Raw genomic sequence first — 25,710 nt, forward strand, 5'->3', positions numbered from 1 at the left:
TTTTTATTCACCCTTTATAAAAGCCTGCTCTGTGCTTCCCGGCGCTGCTCCGCCTTTTTCTACCAGCTGGATCTCAATAGCTTCCAGACGTTTTGCCAGTCCCTCTGTTCCGGCAGACTCGCCGTTTTTCGCCCAGCCAAGCCAGCCATATGTCTGAGAGTGTACACGGTAATAGATGTCATATTGTTCTGCCATTTCATCTGTCAATTCAATCTGAATAGCCTCCAGGCGTTTTGCCTGGCCTGTGGTTCCAGCAATCTGTCCACCTTTTGTCCAGTTATCCTCCCAACCATAGGTCTGTACATGAGTTTTGTAGCGAAGCTTTCCTGCATATTTTGAATTAGCAAAATCTATCTTTATCGCTTCCAGACGTTTTGCCTGGCCTGTGGTTCCGCTCTGTTCCCCATCAAAGCTCCAGCTCTTCCAGCCATAAGTCTGGATGTGAGTACTGTATTTCAAAAGAGCCTGTTTGCTCGGAGTATCTGTCTCTCCCGGAGCTGCTCCGCCCTTTTCCACCAGTTTGATCTGGATTGCCTCCATTCTCTTGGCATAATCAAAAGTTCCAGCCGCTTCTCCGTCCTTCGCCCAGTCAAGCCAGCCATAGCTTTGTACGTAAGCGCGATAGTAAATATGATAATGTTCCGCAATGTCGCCTTCCAGAGACATTCTTACCGCCTCCAAGCGCTTGCCTCCGCCAGCAAGTCCTGCCTCCGCCCAGTTAGACTTTTCTCCATTCCAGCCGTAGGTCTGCATATAAGTCTCATATTTGATACCGCCATCATAATCAGAATCTGTAATAGTCACTTTCAAGGCTTCCAGAGATTTGGCCTGACCTGTTGTTCCGTTGGTTGCTCCGTTTTCCACTGCTGCCTGCCATCCGGATCCGTTTACATACGTCTGATATTTCACAGCCATCGGTTTCTTTTCAAATGGTTTTTCAGTGCTTCCCGGAGCCTCTGATCCTTTCGGAACTACAACGATCTGAATAGCTTCCAGCCGCTTCGCATAACCCTGGGTTCCGGCCGCCTCTCCGTTCTTTGCCCAGTCAAGCCAGCCGTATGTCTGACAGTGAGCCCGATAATAAATATCATAATTCTGGGCTTCCGTTCCCGTCAGCTCGATCTTAATAGCCTCCACTCGTTTCGCTTCCCCGGTTGTTCCTGAAGTTGCTCCGTTTTCCACATAATCCATCCAGCCGTAACTTTGCACATGCGTACTGTACCTTACGCCCAGATCGCCATAGCCGTCGCCAATACTAATCTTAACAGCCTCCAATCGTTTGTAATATCCTGTCACTCCGGTCTGATATCCGTTCTGAACCGTCGGCTGCCAGCCAAATGTCTGCATATGAGACGAATAGCTGATGATATTCGGATCTTCTACTTCTATCGGCTGCTGATCATAGGTCTTCACCATCCAGAAGTTAAGATCTGCATTGCCGGAAATTCCGTCAACTTTACCTGAAGAGGTACACTGCCACATATCATAAGTACCAGTATAATTACACTCATAATTATACTGTGCCACCCATTTTGACCATGCCGCATTGTTAAACACAGAACTTGTCAGATAATTATTCCACCAGTTCAGATTGGCATAGACGCCGCCTCTGTAACCGGCTGCTGTGATTTTGTTTAAAAAAGTCTGGGCAATGGCGCCATGGTTTGTATTGATCGTACTATTATCTTCCAGATCCAGATATACCGGATAGGAAAGAGTATGTCCTTTTAATTGATTTAATACAAAATTTGCAGCATTTGTAGCTCCTGCCGTCGTTGTAATATAAGAATAGAGATATACACCGTATGGAATACCCAGTCTCTCACACTCGGAAACATTGTATTCAAACCAGTCATCTACATGGCTGTCGTTGTTTCCATGCCAGCCCACACGGATGATCGCATATTCGATACCGTCTGCTTTTGCTTTTGCCCAGTCAATTTTTCCCTGCCACTCGCTGACATCCACGCCTTTCAGCTGCGCTCCCGGAATAGGATCTCCATAGGAGTTAACATATCTGCCATTTACCTTTTCCCATGCATTGGAAACTGCACGTGCTGATCTTGCCGTTTTGCTCTGAATCGGCTGACCGTTGGAGTATCTCCAGCTGTTTGCCAGACGAGTCTGTGGTTCTTCTTCTGACTGCTCTTCTGCCGCTTCATTGGATGCTTGTTCTTCTGTTTCCCCACTCTCTTCTGTGCTTACTGCCGCATTGTCTCCTGTCCCGTCAGAAGTTTCAGCCGAATCTTCAGTGGTCCCTTCTGTTTCCGTGCCGCTCCCCTCTGAACCGCTGCCTGTCTCCTGATCAGATGCTGTATCATCCTGTCCGGTCGCAGGCGCTTCTGTTCCATTTTCTTCTGAAACTGCAGCTGTTCCGTCATTTTCTGCCGCATTACTGCTAAAGTCTACTGAAAATGCCATTCCGGCCGTCAGGCATACTGCCAAAGCCAGCGCTGTCAGTCTCTTCCAGTTTCTTTTCAATGTAAACTCCTCCTTTTTTCTCTGATTCTTCCCTTTTATATCTTATGCTTTTACAAATCTTTGATCTGTACTTCCCGGAGCTTCTCCGCCTTTTTTCACAAGAACGATCTGAATGGCTTCCATTCGCTTTGCAAGTCCTTCTGTCCCGGCAGATTCACCGTTTTTGGCCCAGCCAAGCCAGCCATAACTCTGGGAATGTACCCGATAATAAATATCATACTGCTTTGCCATCTGGCCTGTCAACTGGATCTGAATGGCTTCCATCCGTTTCGCCTGGCCTGTCGTTCCTGCAAGCGCACCGTTTCGCATCGTGTTCATCCAGCCATAGGTCTGTACATGGACTTTATACTCTATATTCCCGCTGTACTTCTGATTCACAAGAGAAAGCTTCAGCGCTTCCATCCGCTTTGCCTGGCCTTCTGTCCCGGCCTTTACGCCGCCTTCTTCCATTTCCTGCCAGCCATAGGTCTGTACATGGGTCTGGTACTGCAGCAGCGGCTGTACATAGGTACGCATAGTTTCTCCCGGAGCTGCCCCGCCTTTCTTCACAAGCCGGATCTCCAATGCCTCCATCCGCTTTGCCCCGTCTGTCGTTCCTGCTGTCTCGCCGTTTTTCGCCCAGTCGAGCCAGCCGTAAGTCTGGCAGTGTACCCGGTAATAAATATCATATTTTTCTGCCATCTTTCCTGTCAGCTGGATCTGGATCGCTTCCATCCGCTTTGCCTGGCCTTCTGTCCCGGACATAGCGCCGTCGGACTTCCAGTCCGTCCAGCCGATACTTTGAATATGGCTTCTGTATTTTACTGAACCGCTGACCGATGGATCCCGAAGCTTGATCTTAACAGCCTCAAGCCGCTTCGCTTCTCCTTCTGTTCCAGCCATTGCTCCGTCCTTCTGCTCGCCCATCCAGCCATAGGTCTGAGCATGGACAGAATAAGTAATCCCTTCGGAGGCGGAAGGTGTCTGAGTATCACCGCCGCCGCTTACTTTTCCGGATACGACTGTCACATAATCTTTACTGATATAGGCATACATATTGGAAAAGTTATATGCTCCGGAATTTGAATTGATTGCTGTTCTTCCACTGTTCAGCACCGGATCACTCTGTATCTGGTAAAAGCTTCCGCTGCTTCCTTTTATCAATACTGCATAATTGGAAACAGAACGCCCGGAGGAACTTGTGGTTGTATACAACACATTGGATGCCGTATTGGCCTCTTTTCTTACATTGACTACATTGTATTTTGTATTGATGGTATCTTTGATCCCGATCGTATATTTATAGCGGTCTTTCTGCCCGTTTTCATTATCCAGCTGCCATGCAATATTAGCGATCTTCTCACCCCAGTATGGATCCGAAGCATAGCTTACGTTCATACCGCTCGCTTTATCTCCCAGGAATCCGCCATGATAGAAGGACCACCCTGCTCTTAAATACCGCTTGGATAAATAGGTCTCTGAAAATGTCTGGATACATGCGTCTACGCTTTTATATGTATCAGCACTCTCTCCCGGTGAGGAATCTACCGCATTCAGTCCAAACAGATTGTTTTTACTCTGGGCAATACTGCTGCTTCCCCAGCCGCTTTCAATCGCTCCCACAGATGCCATGATAAGTGCGTTTGTGCCGTAAGAATTTTGGCGGTTCACAAAATTCGCACCTGTATTGTTCATCTTGGAATTACCGGAAGCATGTCTGTTGATCATATTGTTCAGCGCACTTCCGGAATAAGCTGTCTGGCTTCTCAAAGGCAGGTACTGAAAATAGTTATAATATGGGCTATTTGCATTAATGGAATTTTGTCTCGTATTGTTTCTGTAATCAGAAAGCATCGTACTGTAGTTCTGATAGAAATAGTGTCCATCATAGCTGTAGTAACTCTGCCCTGTTTTCATATAGGACTGCTGCGGTCCCACATTGACGAATCCGCCCCATCCGCTTGTGGTCATGTTCATTGTGATCCTGTGGATCAGATTTGTTCCATCGGCATAGTAACAGCTATAGCTTTTGGCGCTGCTAAGGTTAACTACCTGAACCTTGGATTTATCCACCAGACCCACAACGCCTGCTATCATGAATTTTACTTTTCCGTTCACTTCTCCAAGGTACGCTGCGTCAGCACCGCTTCTTCCATATACATAGCCGGACTCTCCGGTATTGTATTCCGTATATTCTGTAATATCAGTGACTGTCTGTCCACTGGCATTGGCACGGAAGTTTACGATCTTTTCTGAAGCAGCTCTGGCATATCTTCTCGCGCTGCTTTCCTCTACAACTCCCCCGTTATCTTCTTCCAGCAGATACACATTTCCATTTTCATCTATACTGTAGACTTCTTTGGCAGCCATAGACATTCCGGCGTCAGCGCCGGATTGGTCCCCAGAGGATGTATCGGCCGTCTGACTCTCTCCCGTCTGCTCTGCTTCTGACTGCACTTCTTCATTTTCCTCTGAAACTTCTGAAGCCGCGTCCATCTCTTCTGTTTCGGACGCTGCCGTTTCTTCCGTGTTTTCCTCTGCCGCTGATTGGCTTTCTGCCATTGCCGGTTCATCAGCATAGGTTAAAATGCTGCTTCCTGACAGCATTCCCATGCACAGGATCAGGGCAACCCATTTTCTCCATTTTCTTTTCATATATTTCCTCCTTATTTGTATCCCCGTTTTTCTTCTGAAGCTGACAAAAGAGCTGTTAAAGCCCCGCGGGCGCTTTATGCATTATTTCCTCTTTTCTCATACAACGTGCAAGCTCGAATCCTTCGGATTCTCGCTCGCGGGCTTTCGCCCTATAAAAATGCAAGATGTCCAAATTGCATGCAAGCATTCATTTGTCCCTCTTACATTTTTGCACGGTTCATTGCCTACGCGGATATTATACCATATAAAAATAAAGGATAGCAAGGAAATGCCCCTGCTATCCTTTATTTTCCACGGTTTTCTATACAAAAGGTCTTACGACTCCTTTGATATTCGATCTCTGTCCGTTTTGTACCGGCCATACTACAACCTGATTCGGCCAGGATTCGATCACCTGATTGTTTCCAAGATAGATCGCTACATGGATCACTACTCCAGAACTGTTCTGATAGAAGATCAGATCGCCCCTCTGTCTCTGGCTGTATGGTACATGCTTAAACTTCGGTGATGCCCACATATTTCTCGACTCATACTCATAACCCGGGTGAGCGTGTCTTACCGGATTGATAGGAGAAATATCAAGTCCGGCTCCATAAAGAGCCTGCATCACAAGTCCACTGCAGTCGATTCCGGTTCCCGGAGGGCCGGATGCTCCGATCACATAGGCTGTTCCCATGTAAGAATAAGCTGTACTGATCATCGCCTCAATATGGTCAGATCTCGTACTGTCTCGATTCACCTTCATAGGACTTACATACGCGCCCCACTGTTCCCACTGTACCTGGTTAAATCCAAGCTTCAGCCAGGTCAGAAGATCCACATTTCCGGTCTGGCTCAAACCATTTTTCCTCTGGAAATTGCGGACGGCATTCTGCACATTGGTTCCGTAAAAAGCTCCGCCCATGCCGATTCCGCTTCCAAGGCCAAGCTTCCGAATAACCTGCATAACCTTTACCCCTTCAAAGCCATAGGAAAGATTATATCCTCCCCCGGTGAGGGTGATGGAATCCTTGATCTGGTAATACTGGCTCGGATTTTGATATCTCCGCTTTTTCAGATTTGTATAGTAATTGCTGTTTGGTCCCGGCGCATTGGCATCCTTGGACACCAGTCTGATCTGCAGTGCTTCCAGGCGGTAACCAATGTCGGTCGTACCTGCTGCCTGTCCGTTCTTCGCCCAGCCAAGCCAACCGTATTTCTCTACATGAGCGCGGTAATAGATATCATAGTATTTTGCCAGGTCGCCGGACAGAGAAATTTTAACTGCCTCTATGCCGTACTTTCCATCTGTACATCCGTTTACCGTATCCAGTCCGGTAGCTTCCTGCCATCCCAGGCTGGACAGATGCGTAGCATAGCTAATCTCTCCTTCCGGCATGTTTTCTGTTCTCCGGTTCAGATGCAGCGTAATATTTTCCAGTCTCTTTCCCTGACCAGTCGTTCCAAGTGTACCGCCCATCTGGACTGCTCCGCTGTCGCCTTTTCCCTGTATGGTTCCGGAATAAGTGAAATCTGCTGCCTGGTACCCTTCAATATATTTTTGACCGCTTGTATCCGGCGCTTTCCCACCTTTTTCCACAAGCTGGATGCGGATCGCTTCAATCCGTTTGCTCAAATCTGTACTTCCGGCAATCTCACCGTTAGATGCATAATTGATCCATCCGATCTTGGACATATGAACGCTGTAATATACATCGTAGTGGTCTTTTAACGCTCCGGTCAATTGGATCTGGATAGCCTCTACCCTCTTTGCCTGATCTGTTGTTCCGGCAATCTGTCCGTCTCTTTTCCAATCCTGCCATCCGTAGCTCTGTACAAAGGTACGGTACTCAATACTTCCTTCATATGTATTGTCCGGAATCTGGATCTTAATGGCTTCCAGACGTTTCGCCTGGCCGGTTACCCCAGCCACTTCATTGTCGTATTTTGCCGTCTGCCAGCCGACAGACTGAGAATGTGCGCTATAAGAAACCAATGGATATTTATAGCTCTCTGCGCCAATTTCAGGTGCTTCATCACCTTTTTTCACAAGACGGATTTCCAGTGCTTCCAGACGCTTGCCATATCCGGCGCTTCCGGCTTTCTCTCCATTACTTGTCCAGCCAAGCCATCCATAACTCTGTACATGGGCGCGGTAATAGATGTCGTAATAATCCGCCATATCTCCTGTCAGACGGATCTGAATGGCCTCCAGACGCTTCGCCTGTCCGGTTGTTCCGGCAAGTTCACCGTTTTTCTTCCAACCCTGCCAGCCAATAGACTGCACATGAGTCTGGTATTCGATTCCGCCTTCGTATTCACTGTCCGGCAGTTTGATCTTAATGGCTTCCATTCTTTTAGCCTGACCGGTTACGCCAGCCTGCTGGCCATTAAATCTTTCGCCCTGCCAGCCGATGGACTGGGAATGAGCATTATAAGAAATAACAGGATACTTGTAACTGTCGCCTTTACCTTCCGGCGCTGCTGCTCCCTTTTCTACAATACAGATCTCAATAGCTTCCAAACGTTTCGCATACCCCAGACTTCCGGACTTTTCTCCGTTGCTTGTCCAGTTAAGCCATCCATAACTCTGCACATGGGTTCGGTAGTAAATATCATATTTATCTGCCAATTTACCTGTCAGACGGATCTGAACAGCTTCCAGTCTCTTAGTCTGGCCAGTTGTTCCGGCAGTCTCTCCGTTCTTCTTCCAGTCCTGCCAGCCATAGCTCTGCACATGGGCACGATACTCAATTCCATCCTCGCCCTCTGCACCGTCAATTTTAAGTTCCAGCGCTTCCAGACGTTTTGCCTCGCCTTCTGTTCCGATCCATGTATCTTCTTGATTCTCGGCCCATTCATTCCAGCCGTAGCTCTGCACATGTGCACGATACATAAGTACCGGGGCTGTCGACTCTTCTACTTCTCCGGGATCTTCCGGATTTCCGCTTTCGCCTGTATTTCCTTCGTCTCCGGTTTCTCCGGACTCACCCTGATCCTGGGAATCTCCCGGTTGTTCTGTTCCTTCCTCTCCTGAAGGATTGCCGAGATTTGCAGTTTCATCAGACCCTGACGGTTCCTGATCTTCTCCTTCTGCCGGAGTCTGACCAGGCTCTGTTACAGTTCCGTCGTTTTCACCGGCTCCTTCCCCTGGCAATTGTGTCCCTTCTCCGGTTCCATCTGTCACTTCCTGGCTGCTCTGTCCTTCTTCCAGAACTGCTGTCTGGTATTCTCCGCCCGGTGCTGCCGCCAGACTGGTTCCTGCAGTGCCGAAGGCCAAAACGACACTGAGCACAATCGCTGTTATCTGTTTCCTCTTCACAACATCTCACCCCACAATAAAAGTATATTTTTTGATCAGCAGGTCTTATAATAAGCACCTGACTCGATCAGCTTTCTGATCTCTCTTGTCACATCTTCCTTATCTTCCTTATAAGTCACTCCGAACCAGCGGTCCGTTGACTGCAGCACTTCAACCTGAATCTTTCCTTCTTTCAGCAGTCCACCGATAATCGTTGGCAGCAAATACTCTTTTTTCTGCTCATTTTCTTCCAGCTCATCCAGAAAGGCATCAAATCCAGTTTCCAGTACATCAAGAAAATCCGGCGTCAGTCCCCACATGTTCATAGAAACTTCTGACTCTACATCAATCTTTCTTGGGCTGCCTTCTCCCCGTACTTCAGCGCCGTCAGACGTCTTAACAATATTGTGGGTTTCTTCAATATCTGCAAGCATCCGATTGTTGTCTACTCTGCAGATCCCCCGTGTAACACCCCCGTTTTCACTCAGCGTATTTTTCAATACAAATCCCACCATGCAGGCGTGAAGGCCTTCCCGTTCTTTCTGATCTGTCAGATATCTGTAAGCTTCCTGGTATGCTTCTTTTCCATAATAGTCATCTGCATTGATGACAAGAAATGGTTCATTTACAACATCTTTACAGCACAGGATCGCCTGCCCGGTACCCCACGGCTTTGTCCGGTCCGGAAATTTTCCGCTGAATCTTTCCGGAATATTGCCGATCTCCTGATATGCATAATTCACGCTGACCTTTTTTTCTATCCGGTTGCCGATCACTTCTTTAAAATCCTTTTCCAGATCTTTTCTGATGACAAATACAACCTTATCAAAACCAGCTTCCATTGCATCATATATGGAATAATCCATAATGATCTCTCCATTTGGACCTACAGGCTCCAGCTGCTTGATCCCTCCCCCGAATCTGCTGCCGATACCGGCAGCCATAATCACTAATGTCGCTTTCCCCATTTTCTTTTGCTCCTTTTAATTTGTCTTAAATACATACGCTCTTTGCCCGATATAGTTCAAAAGCGTAAAAAGCACCATTCCGACAACCATTGCAAGATTGTCCCGAAGAGCTCCCTGCTGTCCCTGCAGCATCCATGTAACTGCAGGTTTTGCAATGCCATATGCAACCAGGTAACAGAGAGAGATATTCAGTACAAATTTCAAAACCTGGCTCAAAGATTTCTTTTTACTTTCAAATGTAAAATACTTATTCAAAAAATAGCTGAGTATACTTCCCACAACATAATTTGATGCCGAAGAAATCCAATAACTCTGGTGAAACACATTGTACATAACAAACATAACCGCTGTTCCGACAACTGTATTGACCACACCTACAACCATGAATTTCAGGAAACGAATATCCAGCCATTTTTTTATCTTATTCATTTTTTATTCTCCAAGGCCGTCTTCCACAGCCTGTACCATTGCTGCGAGAGCCTCCTCTTCATCCGGTCCCTCGCAGATCAATTCAATTTCATCACCCTTTTTAATGCATGCCCCAAGAACACTCAGCACACTTTTAGCATTTGCTGTTGTCGTATCATGCTGAAATGAAATCTTACAGTCAAATTTCACTGCAACGTTGCAGAAGATTCCCGCAGGCCTTAAGTGAAGGCCTGTAGGATTATTGACTGTCACTTTTTTACTTACCATAGTGCCAAACCTCCGAATTATTCCTTTTCTTCCAGCGTAATCTTAATCTTTATCTGGCTTTCCAGAGAACATCCGTCCGGAAGGGGAATATCAACTCCCAGCTCATATTCTCCGGCTTTCTTATAATCTTTCAAATCAATACTTGCTTTTATTTCTGATATATCAAGACCATCCAGCACTTCCTGCGGACCCCTGACATGGATTTCCAGATCTTCTCCCTCTCCGTAATTCAGGGTCAGGTTCTCATCCAGATTATTCACAGTAATAGAGCCTACCGGAAGATCAAAGCTTTTCGTTCCGTCTTTTTCTACGCGTATAGTTACAAGGACATTATTTCCCGACTCGTCTACAAGTCTTGTTCCTTCCGGAAGATAAGAGGTAATATCTATCGTCCGTTCCGTTCTCTGTGAAATATCCTGTGCCTCCACAGCATCAGCAGGAATGGAAATTTTTTCTATTCCCTCCAATACGCTCTGCTCCCCTGCAATTTGTATTTCTTCCGGAGTCCATGTCACATCGGCCACAGAGTAACCTGATGCGGCAGTAATGCCTGAAGTATCCACCTCTACCGGTATACTTGCCGTCTGATACAATGTTACATGAACTTTTACGCCTGTCGTACCCAGATTATTGCCGATCTGCTCCGGATTGATCTCACTGTTGTCCGAATCATAATAGACAACAGATGCATCCAGTGTTGTATCATGAGACAATCCTGTAATATCCACCTCTGCCACAACACGGCTTATACTGTCTATAACAGATTCCGGACCATTTACATTAATTCTCTCAGGATCAGCCTGCACGCCGCCGAGAACATAACCGTCTCTGACTGTTCCTGTTGTAGTAACGCTGATAGGGAAGGTATTACTCTTATTATTTTCTATCTTTACCTGAAGATTTCTCGGATTTGCAGAAGCACTGTCAATATCAAATCCCGGAATCTCAATCTGGATCGGTACTTGTGACTCCAGATACAGTTCCTTCATATCAGCTGTTGCAACGATATCTTCTGCTTTTATTTTTTCCAGCTCCGAGCGCTTTGCATATACCGTCACACTGATCTTATCTGTATTTTCAATGATCTGATACGACTTTTGATCCTGCGTGATAATTTCCGGATGTTCCACAGTAACCGGTATGCCATCGAATGTCGCATCGGTGATCGGATTGTCGATATTCACTACAATCAACCATAGCAGCAGTGCAAACAGAAAGGCAAGCAGCTTCAGGCCAAGATTATTCATCAGACTTTTTTTCATGACTCAGCCTTCCTTTCCATTTTGCCAGTACACTGCGTGACTCGCTTTTTTTATTCTGTATATCTTCAAGATACTCCCGAAGTTTTTCCTTCGAAATATTTCTGTCCAGTCTTCCTCCCTGGGCTACGGAAACATATCCTGTCTCTTCTGACACAACAATGATCAGCGCATCACTCACTTCACTCATGCCGACTGCAGCCCGGTGCCTTGTTCCGAGATCCTTACTAAGTCCCATATTATCCGATAAAGGCAGATAGCACGTTGCTGAAACAATTCGATCATTTCTTATAATAATAGCACCGTCATGAAGCGGAGTGTTGTGTTCAAAAATATTGACAAGGACCTGGCTTGATACAATACAGTCCATTCGAATCCCGGTACTTTCATACTCCGTCAGTTTGATCGCCTGCTCCACAACAATCAGGGCACCTGTCTTAGCCCGCCCCATAATATAGGAAGCTTCCACAATTCCATCAATTGTCGCCTCACTGAACCTGCCCTTATCCTTTGCGCTTTCAAAAGGTACAACTGCCGCAATAAATTTTCTCTCTCCCAATTTTTCCAACGCGCGGCGCAGCTCCGGCTGAAACACTACTATGATGACTGTTGCAAGAACAGTAAGTGAATTTTTCGCCAGCCATAATATCGTATGCATCTGAAAGACAAACGCCAAAAGAATGAATACACCAAGAACCACAATTCCCTTCAGCAGCATCCAAGCTTTCGTGTTTTTGATCCAGATCATCAGCTGATAAACAAGAAACGCAATAATAATAATTTCAATAATATCTGTAATATGCATTTCCGGAAAATAAGAGCCTTTTATGTATCTGTCAAAAAACTGTGTGATCCTTGCTTCCATTCTTTCACCCCCTATCTTTTTAATCTGGCGGAATCAGATCTCTATTTTTCGTTATCATCATTATCCAGATTCAGCTCCTCCCGGAGAACCTTCGTTAGCAGAAGATGTTCTGTATTCCCCTCAATCTTACTGCTCTTTTTCTTAGGCGCACGTTTCCTTTTCTCAGGAACCGCCTCTCCTGGTTCCCGGACGCTTTGTTCCCGGGCATTCTTTTTCCGGATTTCTTCCGTATCGATAATTTCTGTTTCCTGGCTTTCTCCCCTCTTATTAATGCGCTTAACTGTTTTTTCCGGCGCACTTACCACAATCTTAGGAACCGCCTTGACGTAGTAATAATATTCATCGTCTTCATACTGTACACTCTCACATCTGGAATAATCCACAGAAAAGAACAGAAATTCCAAAACAAGCCCTACAATAACAGCTGCAATATTTCCGAGAATCAATTCCAGATATGACACTTTTACACCCAACATCATGCTTCCCGCAAATACAATCGCAATACCGGCAACAGCACCGGCTGCCACAGCAGTTTTCCAGGCATAATTAATCGCCATCCGGCGCACGGTATACACAAGCAGCAAAACAATAATAAAAGCAAACACAGACACGATCATTTCTTTATTTTGAAATACCTGCTGTGCATAGGAAGTTACCTGTGAGATCATTCCTGCTGCTCCTTCTCCTTTCAGAGAAGAGGCCGCTTCCTTCAGGTAATCGATCATATAAAATACAATTGTTCCGAATATGATCGGAACTGCATATACCGGAGTCCCTACAAGGCCAAAGGCTATCGGGATCACATAAGGAATTTTCAGCATAAATGCCAGCGGCGTCAGAAGCACCACCAAAGCCGTCTTGGGACTGAACCGAAGATAAAAAATGAACATGATCAAAAAGATAACTGCTGTAACAGCCATGATTCCCACTGACACTGCCGTCATCTGTACCAGAATCAACACCGCCGCTGCAAGAACAGTCACGATCATTGGCAAAAATGCACAGATCACAGAAACTCCTAATGTAATCAGAGGATTAGAGAGCAATTTCATAAATCCCATATTATGATTGATCATATAGAACGTCAGCAAAGCAACAATAAACTGAAGCGCTTTATTGATATATTTGGAATTTTTAGCATAAAACTGCTGTATCTCTCCTCGCAACACATATAAATTGTCCATTATTCTTTGTTCTCCTTTTCATATATCTTCAATAAGCGGATCAGTCCGTGGTTATACCTTTTCATACGCATCCGGGCATCCCGGTGTTTTCCGCCTGCAATCTTTCTTGTCACAAGAATTGTCACAATAAGAGCCGCCACATAAGCCACAACAGCTACTGCCGCAAGCACCAACATTGTAGTCAACGTCAGATTTTCCAGCAAACTGTTCATTGCTGCCAGACCAATCAATAGAATAACGCATCCATATCCCACTGTTGTCCACAAAATTGTTGCAACCGTTTTCATACTTATGTAGTCCTTTTTATAATATGCGCTGATCTTCATATCTTCTCTGCCTTCCTTTTGTTCATACAGCGCAAGTTTTGTCATCAGTCTGACTTTTCGTTTATCTAACATATTTCACCTCAAAGAGAACCATAGTCACAGATTTACTCATTATTCTCAGTATATCAAATCTCAGTATCCTTGTCCAATACTTATAGTTAAAAAGTAGACTTTTTCAGCTCCGGCCTTTTTCAGGCTTCTGGCGGCGCTGTCTATCGTATTTCCGGTAGTGTAAATATCATCCACCAGAAGCACATTCCTTCCGGAAAGCTCCTTTCCGGTCCACCAAAAAGCATTTTTCAAATTTTCCCGCCGCTCCCGATTCCCAAGTTCTTTCTGCGGAATCGTATCAACCGTCCGCTGCAGATGAACCGTATCCGCCATTATCCCAAGCAGCTGTGAAAGCCCTTCCGCCAGGAGGTCGGCCTGATTAAATCCCCTTTGCTTTTTCCTCTTTCTGCTCAATGGAATGGGAATAATAAGAGAAATCCGCCATCCAACTACATATTTCCCGAATTTTTTTGCCAGTTCTTCTGCGTAAAACTGACTGTATATCCTTCTATTCTGATATTTAAATCGGTAGATGGAAGTTCTTACCTGTTTTTCATGTTTCCAAAGCGAAAGACCTCTCTCATAAAAATGCCGGGTATGGAGACAGTCAAAACAGTATTCGCTGCTCTCACTCCTTACAGGCTTCCCACATTTTTTACAGCGCGGTTCCCGGATATACCACACCTCTCTGGCACAGGTCCTGCAAATTCTTCTTTCTGTCACCTCGCCGCAAAAGGGACAAGTGTGGGGATAGAGAAGATCCAGTATCTTCTCCCCCGCCTTTTTTAACATTTTCTTCATTTTTGTTTACTGGCAAAATTCACGGATCCGCTCTGAAAGACTTGTATTTCTGTTCTGCTCACTGATATTCTGTATCATATCCTGAAATACAGTCTCACTTCCCACAATCGTCACACATTTTTTCGCCCTTGTCACTGCCGTATACAGAAGATTCCTGTTATAGAGCTGCCGCGGCCCTGACAAAAGGGGCATCACTACTGCCGGATACTCGCTTCCCTGGGATTTATGGATCGTGATGGCATAAGCCAGCTCCAGCTCATCCAGCATTTCAAAAGGGTATGTAACAACACGATGTTCGTCATACTCTACGGACATAGTCTCTTCATAGGAATTAATCTCTTTTACAATTCCCATATCGCCGTTAAATATTCCCACACCTTTATCTATCGTCATACCATATCTTGTTGTAATTTCCCACTCCAGCTGATAGTTGTTTTTAATCTGCATCACCTTATCGCCGGTACGAAACTTTTTTTCTCCATACTCTTTCTCCGCTTTGGACGGTGCCGGAGGATTGAGATATTCCTGAAGAATATGATTTAAACGCTCCACCCCAAGGAGTCCCTTTCTCATAGGCGTCAATACCTGTATGTCATAAGGCTCCGCCTGTACATACCCAGGCAGCTTCTTCTGGATCAGAGTCAGAAGTACACTGATGATAGTATTGGCATCCTGACGTTTCAAAAAGAAGAAATCTCTGCTTTTATTGTCCAGGATGACGGCTTCGCCCCGGTTGATCTTATGAGCATTTACTACAATATCGCTCTCCTGCGCCTGACGGAAGATCTTTGTCAGCATAACTACAGAAAAGCAATGGGAAGCCAGCATATCTTTCAGCACACTTCCAGGCCCCACAGAGGGCAGCTGGTTCGCGTCTCCCACAAGAACAAGCCTTGTACCCACACTTACAGCACGCAGAAGGGCATGCATCAAAGGGAGATCCACCATGGACATTTCATCGATAATAATGACGTCCGCCTCCAAAGGATTTTCCTCATTTCTCTGAAAACCGCCGGAAGGACCATCCTCTTCCGGCGCTCCTGCTACTTCCAGCAGGCGATGGATCGTCTGGGCTTCGCATCCTGTTGTTTCAGTCATTCTCTTGGCCGCCCGCCCCGTGGGCGCTGCCAGACAGATATCCAGCCCTTCACTTTCAAAATAGCGGATCATAGCATTGATGGTAGTGGTCTTTCCTGTTCCGGGTCCGCCGGTCAGAATGAACACTCCCCTTCTCACTGCCTCCACCACGGCAGTCCTCTGGCGTTCATCCAGCGGCATGTCCATATTTTTTTCAATCGCCTGCAGGCGACGGAGTACCGCCGCCTCTGAAATGTCGCTGCTGATATTCAGATCATGGAGCATCTTTGCCGTATTCAGTTCCATGTAATAGTAATTAGACGGGTATACTCTTCTATCATTTTCCCCTTCCTTCAGCACAATCTTTCTCTCCATTGCCAGATCCATAAGGTATTTCTCAATATGCTGAATCTCTACTTCCAGAAGATCCCCTGCGCGTCTTAGAAGCACCTGCTCCGGCAAATAAACATGTCCCTCTGCCACGCTCTGAAGAAGTGTATAAAAAATACCGCTCCGTATCCGGTAATCCGAATCTGTATGGATACCTATTTTCCGTGCGATCTCATCCGCCGTTTTAAATCCCACGCCGGAAATATCATCTGCCATCTGATAAGGATTTTCCTCCATAACCCGGTAAATGCGATTCCCGTAATATTGATAGATCTTTGCCGCAAGAGAAGTGGAAATTCCATATTTCTGCAGATAGATCATCGCCTGTCTCATGTCCTTCTTTTCCTCTACCTGCTGTGCAATTTCTCTTGCTTTTCTCTCACTGATCCCTTTTACCTCTGCCAGCCTTTCCGGCTCTTCTTCAATAATGCGAAAGGTATCTTCCTTAAATTTTCTCACGATCCTTCCCGCCAGAGCTGCACCCAGCCCTTTGATGGCTCCGGATCCCAGATAACGCTCAATGGAAATGAGATCCTCCATTTCGCAGACTTCCGAAGTTTTTACCTGCAGCTGCATGCCGTACAGGGAATGCAGCACATATTCTCCTGTCAGCTTCAGAAGCTCTCCTTCTCCGATGTAAGGAAATGTTCCCACACATGTCAGATCTCCGTCCTCATTATTCAAATTGAATACCGTATATCCATTATCCTCATTCCGGAAGACAATGTGCTCCACGTATCCTTTTATCTCCTCCATATATCCTCTTTCATCTTCCTTTCGCCAGGATTGCACCAAATGGAAAAAAAGCCGCCGGAAATGCCTTCCGCCGGCAATTTAACTCTCTTTTCAGGATCGCTTTCCTGAAATTCATCTTTCTGAAATCTCTTACAGTTCTTTTCGCCCGCTTAAAAATTCCACAAACTGTCCGGTACCGATAGCCACTACTTTCATCGGATCTTCCGCTGTCATCGTATTGATACCGGTACGCTCTTCGATCAATTCTTCCAGCCCCCGCAGCATAGCTCCGCCGCCGGTCAGAACGATCCCCCTGTCAAGAATATCAGCTGACAGTTCCGGAGGAGTACGTTCAAGCACACTGATAACAGCCTCTACAATCTGGCTCGTCGTTTCGCGAAGCGCCTCCTCTGTTTCTGATGAAGTTACGGTCACTGTCTTTGGAAGTCCGGTAACAAGGTTCCTTCCTCTCACCTCCATAGACTCTTCCTCCACCAGAGGATAGGTTGTACCAATTTTGATCTTAATATCTTCTGCAGTTCTCTCACCGATCAGAAGATTATGTTTCTTTCTCATATAGCGGACAATTGCTTCGTCAAAATCATCTCCTGCAATCTTTATGGAGGTATTGACTACTGTTCCTCCAAGAGAGATCACAGCAATATCCGATGTCCCGCCTCCGATATCAACGATCATATTTCCGCATGGCTTGGAAATATCAATTCCGGCGCCGATGGCCGCTGCAACCGGCTCCTCGATCAGCAGAACTTCTCTTGCGCCTGCAGCATAGGTTGCCTCTTCCACCGCTTTCTTCTCTACTTCTGTCACCCCGCTGGGCACACAGATACTGATTCTCGGCTTCTTAAATGTGCGGCGCCCCATGGCTTTCTGCACAAAATATTTGATCATTTTTTCGGTAACTGTATAATCCGAGATCACTCCCTGCCGCAGCGGCCGAACTGCCACAATATTTCCCGGAGTTCTCCCAAGCATAAGTCTTGCTTCTTCTCCAATCGCCTTAATGGCATTTGTATCTCTGTCAAATGCAACGACAGATGGCTCCTTTAAAATAACGCCCTTACCTTTTACATATACGAGGACGCTCGCTGTCCCTAAATCAATTCCGATATCTACTGACATCTTCAAATTCCCCTTTCATTTGAGTTATTTATGTCATTTCGTCCCTCATACATCTTTTGTTTGATTATCCCTCATTCACGGATAATATACACCCTCTATGGGCATTTACCATTATAATCAAATTTCCTCAAAATGGAAAGAGTTTTTTTTCGCCTATTTTCTCAGCATCATATCAATATATTTGCCGGTGTAGGACGCCGGATTTTGGGCTATTTCTTCCGGCGTACCGGATGCAACGACCGTACCCCCGCCGTCTCCTCCTTCCGGTCCGATATCGATAATATAATCCGCTGTCTTAATAACATCCAGATTATGCTCAATAACCAGAACCGTATTTCCGTCAGAAGCCAGCCTTCTCAAAATTTCTGTCAGCTTATGCACATCTGCAAAATGAAGTCCTGTCGTTGGCTCATCCAAGATATAGATCGTCTTTCCCGTGCTCCGCTTGCTCAGCTCTGCCGCCAGCTTGATTCTCTGTGCCTCTCCTCCGGAAAGTGTTGTGGATGGCTGTCCCAGCCGAATATAGGAAAGTCCCACATCATACAGTGTTTCCATTTTCCGTCGGATACTCGGCACATGTTCAAAAAATTCCAGCGCCTCCTCCACTGTCATATTCAGTACATCATAAATATTTTTTCCCTTATAGCGTACCTCAAGCGTCTCTCTGTTATAGCGCTTTCCCCCGCAGACCTCACAGGGGACATAGACATCCGGAAGAAAATGCATCTCTATCTTCAAAATACCGTCGCCGCTGCAGGCTTCACACCGTCCGCCCTTTACGTTAAAACTGAATCTTCCTTTTTTGTATCCTCTGGCTTTTGCATCCGGAGTTGCCGCAAAAAGATCCCTGATCAGATCAAAAACTCCTGTATAGGTAGCCGGATTGGATCTTGGCGTACGGCCGATGGGAGACTGATCGATCGCGATCACTTTATCAAGCTGATCTATTCCCTGGATTTCTTTGTGTTTTCCCGGAATGGTTCTGGCACGGTTCAGCTCCTTTGCCAGACGCTTATACAGGATTTCATTTACAAGCGAACTTTTCCCGGATCCGGACACACCGGTAACACATGTCATAACTCCCAGCGGAATATCTACGTCGATATTCTTCAGATTATTTTCCTGCGCACCGATCACCTTCAGCCATCCGGTGGGCGTTTTCCGCTCTTCCGGTACCGGAATTTTCATCCTACCACTTAAATATGCACCGGTTATGGAATTTTTATTCCTCATAATTTCTTTTGCGGTTCCCTGTGCCACCACTTCTCCGCCGTGCTCTCCGGCTCCCGGACCGATATCTACAATATGATCCGCTTCCAGCATGGTATCCTCATCATGCTCTACCACAATAACGGAATTTCCAAGATCCCGCAGATGCTTCAGTGTGGCAAGCAGCTTGTCATTGTCCCTTTGGTGAAGACCGATACTGGGCTCATCCAAAATATAAGCTACCCCTACCAGACCGGAACCGATCTGTGTGGCAAGACGGATCCGCTGCGCTTCTCCTCCGGAAAGCGAGCCTGTCGCCCTGGAGAGCGTCAGATAATCCAGTCCCACATCCATCAAAAACTGTATCCTGGCCTGAATTTCCTTCAGGATCTGTCCGCCGATCAGCAGCTGTTGATGAGTCAGCTCCAGTTCTTTCAGAAAATGCTGAAGCTTTTCCACAGAAAAGGCTGTGATCTCCGCAATGTTTTTATTTCCCACCGTCACTGCAAGCGATTCCTTTTTTAATCTCTGCCCTTTACACTCATGACAGGGGGTAATCCGCATAAACGTCTCATATTCAGCCTTTGTAATCTCGGAAGAAGTTTCCCGGTACCGCCGTTCCACGCTCCGTATCAGACCTTCAAATGCCACATCATAAATTCCTTCTCCCCGCTGTCCGCGGTAATGAACTTTTACTTCCTTCCCGTTTGTACCATAAATGAGAATGTCATGTATTTTCTTTGGATAATCCTTAAAAGGCGTGGCAAGGGAAAAATCATATTCCTTTGCCAGAGCTTCCAGGATCGCTCTTGTATAACTTCCTTTGTCGGTACAGGACTGCCATCCAAGTACAACAATAGCCCCTTCGTCAATACTTAAATTCTTATCCGGTATCATAAGATCTTCATCAAATTCCATTTTGTACCCAAGTCCATAACATTCCGGGCAGGCGCCAAAAGGATTATTGAACGAAAAGCTTCTGGGTTCAATCTCATCAATACTGATCCCACAATCCGGGCAGGCAAAACTCTGGCTGAAATTGATGGGTTCTCCGCCAATAACGTCTACTACCAGAAGTCCTTCAGCCAGGTGAAGAACATTTTCTACAGAATCCGTCAGACGCTTTTCAATCCCGGGCCGTACCACAAGGCGGTCTACAATAATTTCGATATTATGTTTGATATTTTTATCCAGTGAAATTTCCTCGGAAAGTTCATACAAATTTCCATCTACTCTCACACGGACATACCCGCTCTTTTTCGCTCTCTCAAAAAGCTTAGCATGGGTACCTTTTCTCCCCCGCACTACCGGCGCCAGAAGCTGGATCTTTGTACGCTCCGGAAGAGCCATAATCTGATCCACCATCTGATCCACTGTCTGCTTTTTGATCTCTCTCCCGCACTTTGGACAGTGGGGAATCCCGATCCTTGCATAGAGAAGGCGGAAATAATCATAAATCTCTGTCACAGTTCCCACTGTGGATCTTGGATTCCGGTTTGTCGATTTCTGATCGATAGATATGGCCGGAGAAAGCCCTTCAATACTTTCCACATCCGGTTTTTCCATCTGTCCTAAAAACTGTCTCGCATAGGACGAAAGAGATTCCATATATCTTCTCTGACCTTCCGCATAAATCGTATCAAAAGCCAGGGAAGATTTTCCCGAGCCGGACAGTCCGGTAAGAACCACCAGCTCATTTCGCGGAATGTCCAGATCTATATTTTTCAGATTATGCTCATTGGCACCTCTGATTTTAATGTATTGTCTGTTTGTTTTCTCTGCTGCCATTTTATGCTCCTTCTTAATCTTCAGCTATGTCATCCAGCTGCTTTTTCAATTCTGTCATCTTATCACGAAGTTCAGCCGCTGCCTCGAAATTAAGTTCGGACGCAGCTTTTCTCATCTGTTTTGTCACATCAGCGATCAGTTTCTCCAGCTCTTTCCGGCTCATGGACTCCGGATCTTTCTCCATGCGCATTTCTTCTGCCGCTACTTTCTTGGAAATACTGATCAGATCGCGGACTGATTTCTGGATTGTTGTCGGCGTAATGCCGTGCTCTTCATTATAAGCCATCTGTATCTGACGGCGTCTCATAGTCTCATCAATGGCCTGTCTCATAGAGTCTGTCACCGTATCCGCATACATGATCACGTGTCCTTCCGCGTTTCGTGCGGCACGTCCTATGGTCTGGATCAGAGAAGTCTCTGAACGCAGGAACCCTTCCTTGTCTGCATCGAGGATAGCCACCAGAGTAATCTCCGGGATGTCAAGACCTTCTCTTAAAAGGTTGATTCCTACCAGCACGTCAAATACGTCCAAACGCATGTCCCTCACAATTTCCGTCCGCTCCAGCGTATCAATATCCGAGTGCAGATAGCGGACACGGATTCCCAGTTCTTTCATATAATCTGTCAGATCTTCCGCCATGCGTTTCGTAAGTGTGGTAATTAAAATCTTGTTTTTCTTTTCTGTTTCCTTCTTAACTTCTGCCACAAGATCATCGATCTGCCCCTCTACCGGGCGAATTTCCACCTCCGGATCCAGAAGTCCTGTTGGCCGTATCACCTGTTCCGCCCGAAGCAGCTCATGTTCCGCCTCATATGTTCCCGGAGTTGCCGACACAAACATGATCTGGTCGATCCGGTCCTCAAACTCTGAAAAGCTTAAAGGTCTGTTGTCCTTGGCAGAAGGCAGACGGAATCCATAATCCACAAGGGTTGTCTTACGGGACTGATCTCCGTGATACATTGCCCCGATCTGCGGGATTGTTTTATGTGACTCATCAATAATAATAAGGAAGTCGTCCTTAAAGAAATCCATCAAAGTATAAGGAGGCTGTCCCGGAGCAAGCCCCGACAAATGCCTGGAATAGTTTTCAATCCCGGAACAAAATCCCGTCTCCTTAAGCATTTCAATATCAAAATTGGTCCTCTCTGCAATCCTTTGTGCCTCCAGCAGCTTATCTTCTGATTTAAAATACTGCACCCGCTCTTCCAGCTCTTTTTCTATGGCATCAGCAGCCCGCCGGATCTGTTCTGCAGGCACTACATAGTGGGACGCCGGGAAAATAGCAGCATGTTCCAGTTCGCCCTTTATCTCTCCTGTCAGCACATCAATCTGGGTAATCCGGTCAATTTCATCACCGAAGAACTCCACTCTTACAGCGGTCTCCGCCTCATTGGCCGGAATGATCTCCAATACATCCCCCCGTACCCGGAAGGTTCCTCGCTTGAAATCTATCTCATTTCTTTCATATTGAATATCTATCAGCTGGCGGAGCACTTCGTCTCTGTCCTTCTCCATGCCGGGACGCAAAGAAACCATCATCTTCTCAAAATTTTCCGGCTCACCCAAACCATAAATGCAGGACACGCTGGACACTACGATCACATCTCTTCTCTCCGCCAGGGAAGCCGTTGCCGAAAGGCGCAGCTTGTCGATCTCCTCGTTGATGGAGGAGTCCTTGGCGATATAAGTGTCTGAAGAAGGCACGTAGGCTTCCGGCTGGTAGTAATCATAGTAGGAGACGAAATACTCTACGGCGTTGTTCGGGAAAAATTCCTTGAACTCACCGTAGAGCTGTGCCGCCAGAGTTTTGTTGTGAGCAATGATCAGTGTCGGTTTATTCAATTGCTGGATGACGTTTGCCATTGTAAACGTCTTACCGGAGCCGGTGACTCCCAAAAGAGTCTCACATTGATTTCCTTCTTTAAAACCTTTGACCAGCTTCTCAATCGCCTGCGGCTGATCTCCGGTAGGTTTGTATTCTGATACTAATTCAAAATGATCCATGATAATATATCCTCTTTTTGTTAATGATTAATCCATTCTATTTATCATCCAATAGCCTTTTTTATTAGAGCTCTCTTTAAATCCTCCCTCTGTCTCTTCGCACATTATAGCAAATATACCGGTAAAAGTATATAGGACTAACGGCAAAAAAAGTACAAATGTTCGAATGATCATTTGTACTTTCTGTTCTTTCTTACTATTGTTGTCATGCTGCTGTTAATTATTCTCTTTCTTCTGATTCTTCCCCATCCCAACTGCCAAACGCCATCACGCGGATGCAGGATGGCGTTTCTTTAAACTAACAGTCTGTTCCCTTTTTCACATAATTCATAAATTTCTTCATATTTCTCTTCTATCAGCGGCGCTACTTCTTCTGTTCTCTTCCGCAATATTCTCCGATAAAGGAAATACGGAAATATCCATCCAAGAAATCCCGGCACCGCAAGAACGATACACAAAGCAATGTGAGGCGACTGTGCCGTTACTGCAAAGGTAGAACCTCCCATAAAGGCTGTTCCTATTACGGCCACAATAAACGCATATGTTGTTGACCGTGAAGTTTTGCTTTTTTCTAATGACTTTATGTCCCCTACACATGCTTCAAAATTTCTCTGTAATCTGGTAAGCTCTGCCTTATTGACGATTTTTCGGTTTCGTTTCAGCCGGATCACAACTTTTTTGCCCGCTGTATATTTAGCGGAACTTCGTTCCGGCAGATTTTCATCTAACTCCCAACCGAAATTTTCATACCCATCTATTAAAAACGATGCCTGGCTGCTTTCTGCAGTCAGCTCTTTGTATTCATAGCCTACAAATTGTTTCTGCCGGACTTCGTTTGTCTGCATAATACGATCCCTCCTGCTTCTTTATTCCAGCTTTGCTGCTGGCAGCGTTACTGTAAAGGTACTTCCCTTCCCCTCTTCGCTTATCACCTGGATGTCGCCGTCCATAAGCTCCAGCACTCTCTTTACGAGAGCAAGGCCGAGACCATTTCCTTCTTTTGAATGAGAAGTATCTCCCTGATAAAACTTATCAAAAATGTGCTGCAGGCTCTTTTTGCTTATACCGCAGCCTGTATCCGATACAGAAACCGTTACGCAGTTCTCGTTGAACGCCTGACGAACTGTAATGACTCCCCCTGGTTCTGTAAATTTGACTGCATTAGATAACAAATTATTCCATACTAATTCCAGCAGGCTCTCATCTGCTTTAATGTATGCTTCATCCTCTATCTCTGCTTCCATCTCAATCTGCTTTTCCTCCCATGTATCCTCAAACTGCAGAATACATTCGCACAGCTGTCTGCAAACATCATAAACCTTCACTTCCGGGCTGATCTTTTGATTTTCCAGTTTATTCAGCTTCAGGATATTGGTGATCAGATCGGACAACCTCACCGCAGCGCTTTCAATAGACTCTCCATACTCTTTTCTCTGCTCATCTGACACATTCTTCCCCTGCAGCAGCTCTGCATAATTTCTTATTACCGCAATAGGCGTTTTCATCTCATGAGAAACATTGGAAATGAAATCTGTCTTTAGCGTTTCAACACTGCCCAGTTCCTCCACCATTTTATCAAAGTTCAAAATCATCACATCCAGATAATCCAGACAGTCCATTGTGTGAAAGGCCGGAATATATACAGAAAAGTCGCCGCCTGCTACCTTTTTTGTTGCTTCTGCCATTTTGTGCAGGGGCTCCTCGTAAGTCTTTTTTATTTTTCTTCTTGTAAACAGAGTAAGTCCTACCGCCACCAGTCCCCAGTAAAACATGGGGATCAGAGTCTGCGTCAGTTCGCTCCAGTTTTCTTTATTCATAAATACAATCAGTCCTGTGTGAATACCTGACATCAAAAACAGGACGCCCAGGTAAATTCCAAACAGAGACGGAGGAAATAAACTTTCCTTCACTTTTCCATAATACCAGTTTTTTTTACTTTTCATTGAGCACCGCCTTATATCCCAACCCTCTGACTGTCACGATTTTAAATCCATCGCAGGCTGACAGTTTATCCCTAAGTTTTGTGACATAGACATCCACCGCCCTTAGGCTTGTATCACTTTCCACTCCCCAAAATTCATCCATAAGCTGTGCGCGGGAAAACGTTTTTTTCGGATAGGACAACAACTTATAAATAATGTTAAATTCTCTTGTAGTAAGGCTGATTTCCTCACCGTCAATCTCTGCACTCATACCGTCCGCATCCAGGATCAGATTGCCTGCCGTAATTTTTCTTTCCATTTCGATATTTGCCCTTCGCAGCAATGCTCTGACGCGCAGGATCAGTTCGTCCAGTTCCACCGGCTTTACCATATAGTCATCAATTCCCAGCTGAAATCCTTTCTTTTTGGAAGGAAGATCATCTTTTGCCGACATAAATAGAATAGGAATTGTTTTATTTAACTGCCGGACAGTCTGCGCAAATTCAAATCCATCTATTTCCGGCATCATAATATCGGAGATGATCAATTCATATAAATTGTTATGCATCTCCTCATACGCTGCATTTGCAGACAAACACCCCTTTGCCAGAAATCCGCTGTCATTCAAATAGGTACATACAATTCTATTTAACTTTTCATCATCTTCTACTACAAGTATACGAACCATGGAAATTTCCTCTCTTGTTTTTTACTATTTTATCATCTTTTTCGAACCATAGACACCGTATATTCCCATCCCCAGAACCATAATACATACCACCGTTCCCGTAATTCCGTTCATCAGCTTCACAAAGTCTTCCTGCCCATTGGCAAAAGAAGCAAACATAGCGGTCTGGAGCGTAAGCATGGACACACAGGCATCAATATAAAGAACAAAC

At 45.6% G+C, this 25,710-nt stretch carries 18 protein-coding genes; all 18 read right to left on the reverse strand.

All coding sequences use genetic code 11. From position 1 onward, the window contains the following. Positions 1–3 precede the first annotated feature (3 nt). Complete coding sequence (locus EUBC25_RS01975) at positions 4–2,481, reverse strand: GH25 family lysozyme (RefSeq protein ID WP_230106582.1); 2,478 nt, start codon at positions 2,479–2,481, stop codon at positions 4–6. Positions 2,482–2,523: 42 nt separating this feature from the next. Continuing rightward, complete coding sequence (locus EUBC25_RS01980) at positions 2,524–5,115, reverse strand: glucosaminidase domain-containing protein (RefSeq protein WP_230106583.1); 2,592 nt, start codon at positions 5,113–5,115, stop codon at positions 2,524–2,526. A 301-nt stretch (positions 5,116–5,416) separates the two neighbouring features. Beyond that, on the reverse strand, positions 5,417–8,416 hold the full coding sequence (locus EUBC25_RS01985) for an NlpC/P60 family protein (RefSeq protein WP_230106584.1): 3,000 nt from the start codon (positions 8,414–8,416) through the stop codon (positions 5,417–5,419). Positions 8,417–8,451: 35 nt separating this feature from the next. Next, positions 8,452–9,363: a nucleotidyltransferase family protein gene (locus EUBC25_RS01990; RefSeq protein WP_230106585.1), complete on the reverse strand. Its 912-nt coding sequence runs from the start codon at positions 9,361–9,363 to the stop codon at positions 8,452–8,454. A gap of 15 nt (positions 9,364–9,378) precedes the next feature. Next, entirely contained in the window at positions 9,379–9,792 is a 414-nt protein-coding gene (locus EUBC25_RS01995; protein WP_230106586.1) for a GtrA family protein, read from the reverse strand. Between the two features lie 3 nt (positions 9,793–9,795). Continuing rightward, entirely contained in the window at positions 9,796–10,059 is a 264-nt protein-coding gene (locus tag EUBC25_RS02000) for an HPr family phosphocarrier protein (protein ID WP_230106587.1), read from the reverse strand. Between the two features lie 17 nt (positions 10,060–10,076). After that, entirely contained in the window at positions 10,077–11,321 is a 1,245-nt protein-coding gene (locus EUBC25_RS02005; RefSeq protein ID WP_230106588.1) for a CdaR family protein, read from the reverse strand. Then, positions 11,299–12,183 (reverse strand): diadenylate cyclase CdaA, encoded by an 885-nt coding sequence (cdaA, locus tag EUBC25_RS02010; protein ID WP_230106589.1) that lies wholly within the window; start codon positions 12,181–12,183, stop codon positions 11,299–11,301. The genes EUBC25_RS02005 and cdaA overlap by 23 nt, the downstream gene beginning before the upstream one ends. A gap of 41 nt (positions 12,184–12,224) precedes the next feature. Next, a complete protein-coding gene (locus tag EUBC25_RS02015) occupies positions 12,225–13,367 on the reverse strand; it encodes a G protein-coupled receptor family protein (protein ID WP_230106590.1) in 1,143 nt (380 codons plus the stop codon). After that, positions 13,367–13,765 carry a hypothetical protein gene (locus tag EUBC25_RS02020; protein WP_230106591.1) on the reverse strand — a complete coding sequence of 133 codons (399 nt, stop codon included), beginning with the start codon at positions 13,763–13,765 and terminating at the stop codon, positions 13,367–13,369. The genes EUBC25_RS02015 and EUBC25_RS02020 overlap by 1 nt, the downstream gene beginning before the upstream one ends. A 60-nt stretch (positions 13,766–13,825) precedes the next feature. Further along, positions 13,826–14,545: a ComF family protein gene (locus EUBC25_RS02025; protein WP_230106592.1), complete on the reverse strand. Its 720-nt coding sequence runs from the start codon at positions 14,543–14,545 to the stop codon at positions 13,826–13,828. Between the two features lie 6 nt (positions 14,546–14,551). After that, complete coding sequence (gene recD2, locus EUBC25_RS02030; RefSeq protein ID WP_230106593.1) at positions 14,552–16,768, reverse strand: SF1B family DNA helicase RecD2; 2,217 nt, start codon at positions 16,766–16,768, stop codon at positions 14,552–14,554. Positions 16,769–16,897: 129 nt separating this feature from the next. Continuing rightward, positions 16,898–17,887 carry a rod shape-determining protein gene (mreB, locus tag EUBC25_RS02035; protein ID WP_230106594.1) on the reverse strand — a complete coding sequence of 330 codons (990 nt, stop codon included), beginning with the start codon at positions 17,885–17,887 and terminating at the stop codon, positions 16,898–16,900. A gap of 153 nt (positions 17,888–18,040) precedes the next feature. After that, entirely contained in the window at positions 18,041–20,884 is a 2,844-nt protein-coding gene (uvrA, locus tag EUBC25_RS02040) for an excinuclease ABC subunit UvrA (protein ID WP_230106595.1), read from the reverse strand. A 13-nt stretch (positions 20,885–20,897) separates the two neighbouring features. Then, positions 20,898–22,889 carry an excinuclease ABC subunit UvrB gene (uvrB, locus tag EUBC25_RS02045; RefSeq protein ID WP_256194553.1) on the reverse strand — a complete coding sequence of 664 codons (1,992 nt, stop codon included), beginning with the start codon at positions 22,887–22,889 and terminating at the stop codon, positions 20,898–20,900. A 293-nt stretch (positions 22,890–23,182) separates the two neighbouring features. Continuing rightward, positions 23,183–23,734, reverse strand: coding sequence for a hypothetical protein (locus EUBC25_RS02050; RefSeq protein WP_230106596.1), 552 nt, complete (start codon positions 23,732–23,734; stop codon positions 23,183–23,185). A 21-nt stretch (positions 23,735–23,755) separates the two neighbouring features. Then, on the reverse strand, positions 23,756–24,832 hold the full coding sequence (locus EUBC25_RS02055; RefSeq protein WP_230106597.1) for a HAMP domain-containing sensor histidine kinase: 1,077 nt from the start codon (positions 24,830–24,832) through the stop codon (positions 23,756–23,758). Continuing rightward, positions 24,822–25,499: a response regulator transcription factor gene (locus tag EUBC25_RS02060; protein WP_230106598.1), complete on the reverse strand. Its 678-nt coding sequence runs from the start codon at positions 25,497–25,499 to the stop codon at positions 24,822–24,824. Before EUBC25_RS02060 ends, EUBC25_RS02055 begins: the two co-directional genes overlap by 11 nt. Positions 25,500–25,710 lie beyond the last annotated feature (211 nt).

Source organism: Claveliimonas bilis (genome assembly GCF_020892095.1).
Classification (GTDB): domain Bacteria; phylum Bacillota; class Clostridia; order Lachnospirales; family Lachnospiraceae; genus Claveliimonas; species Claveliimonas bilis.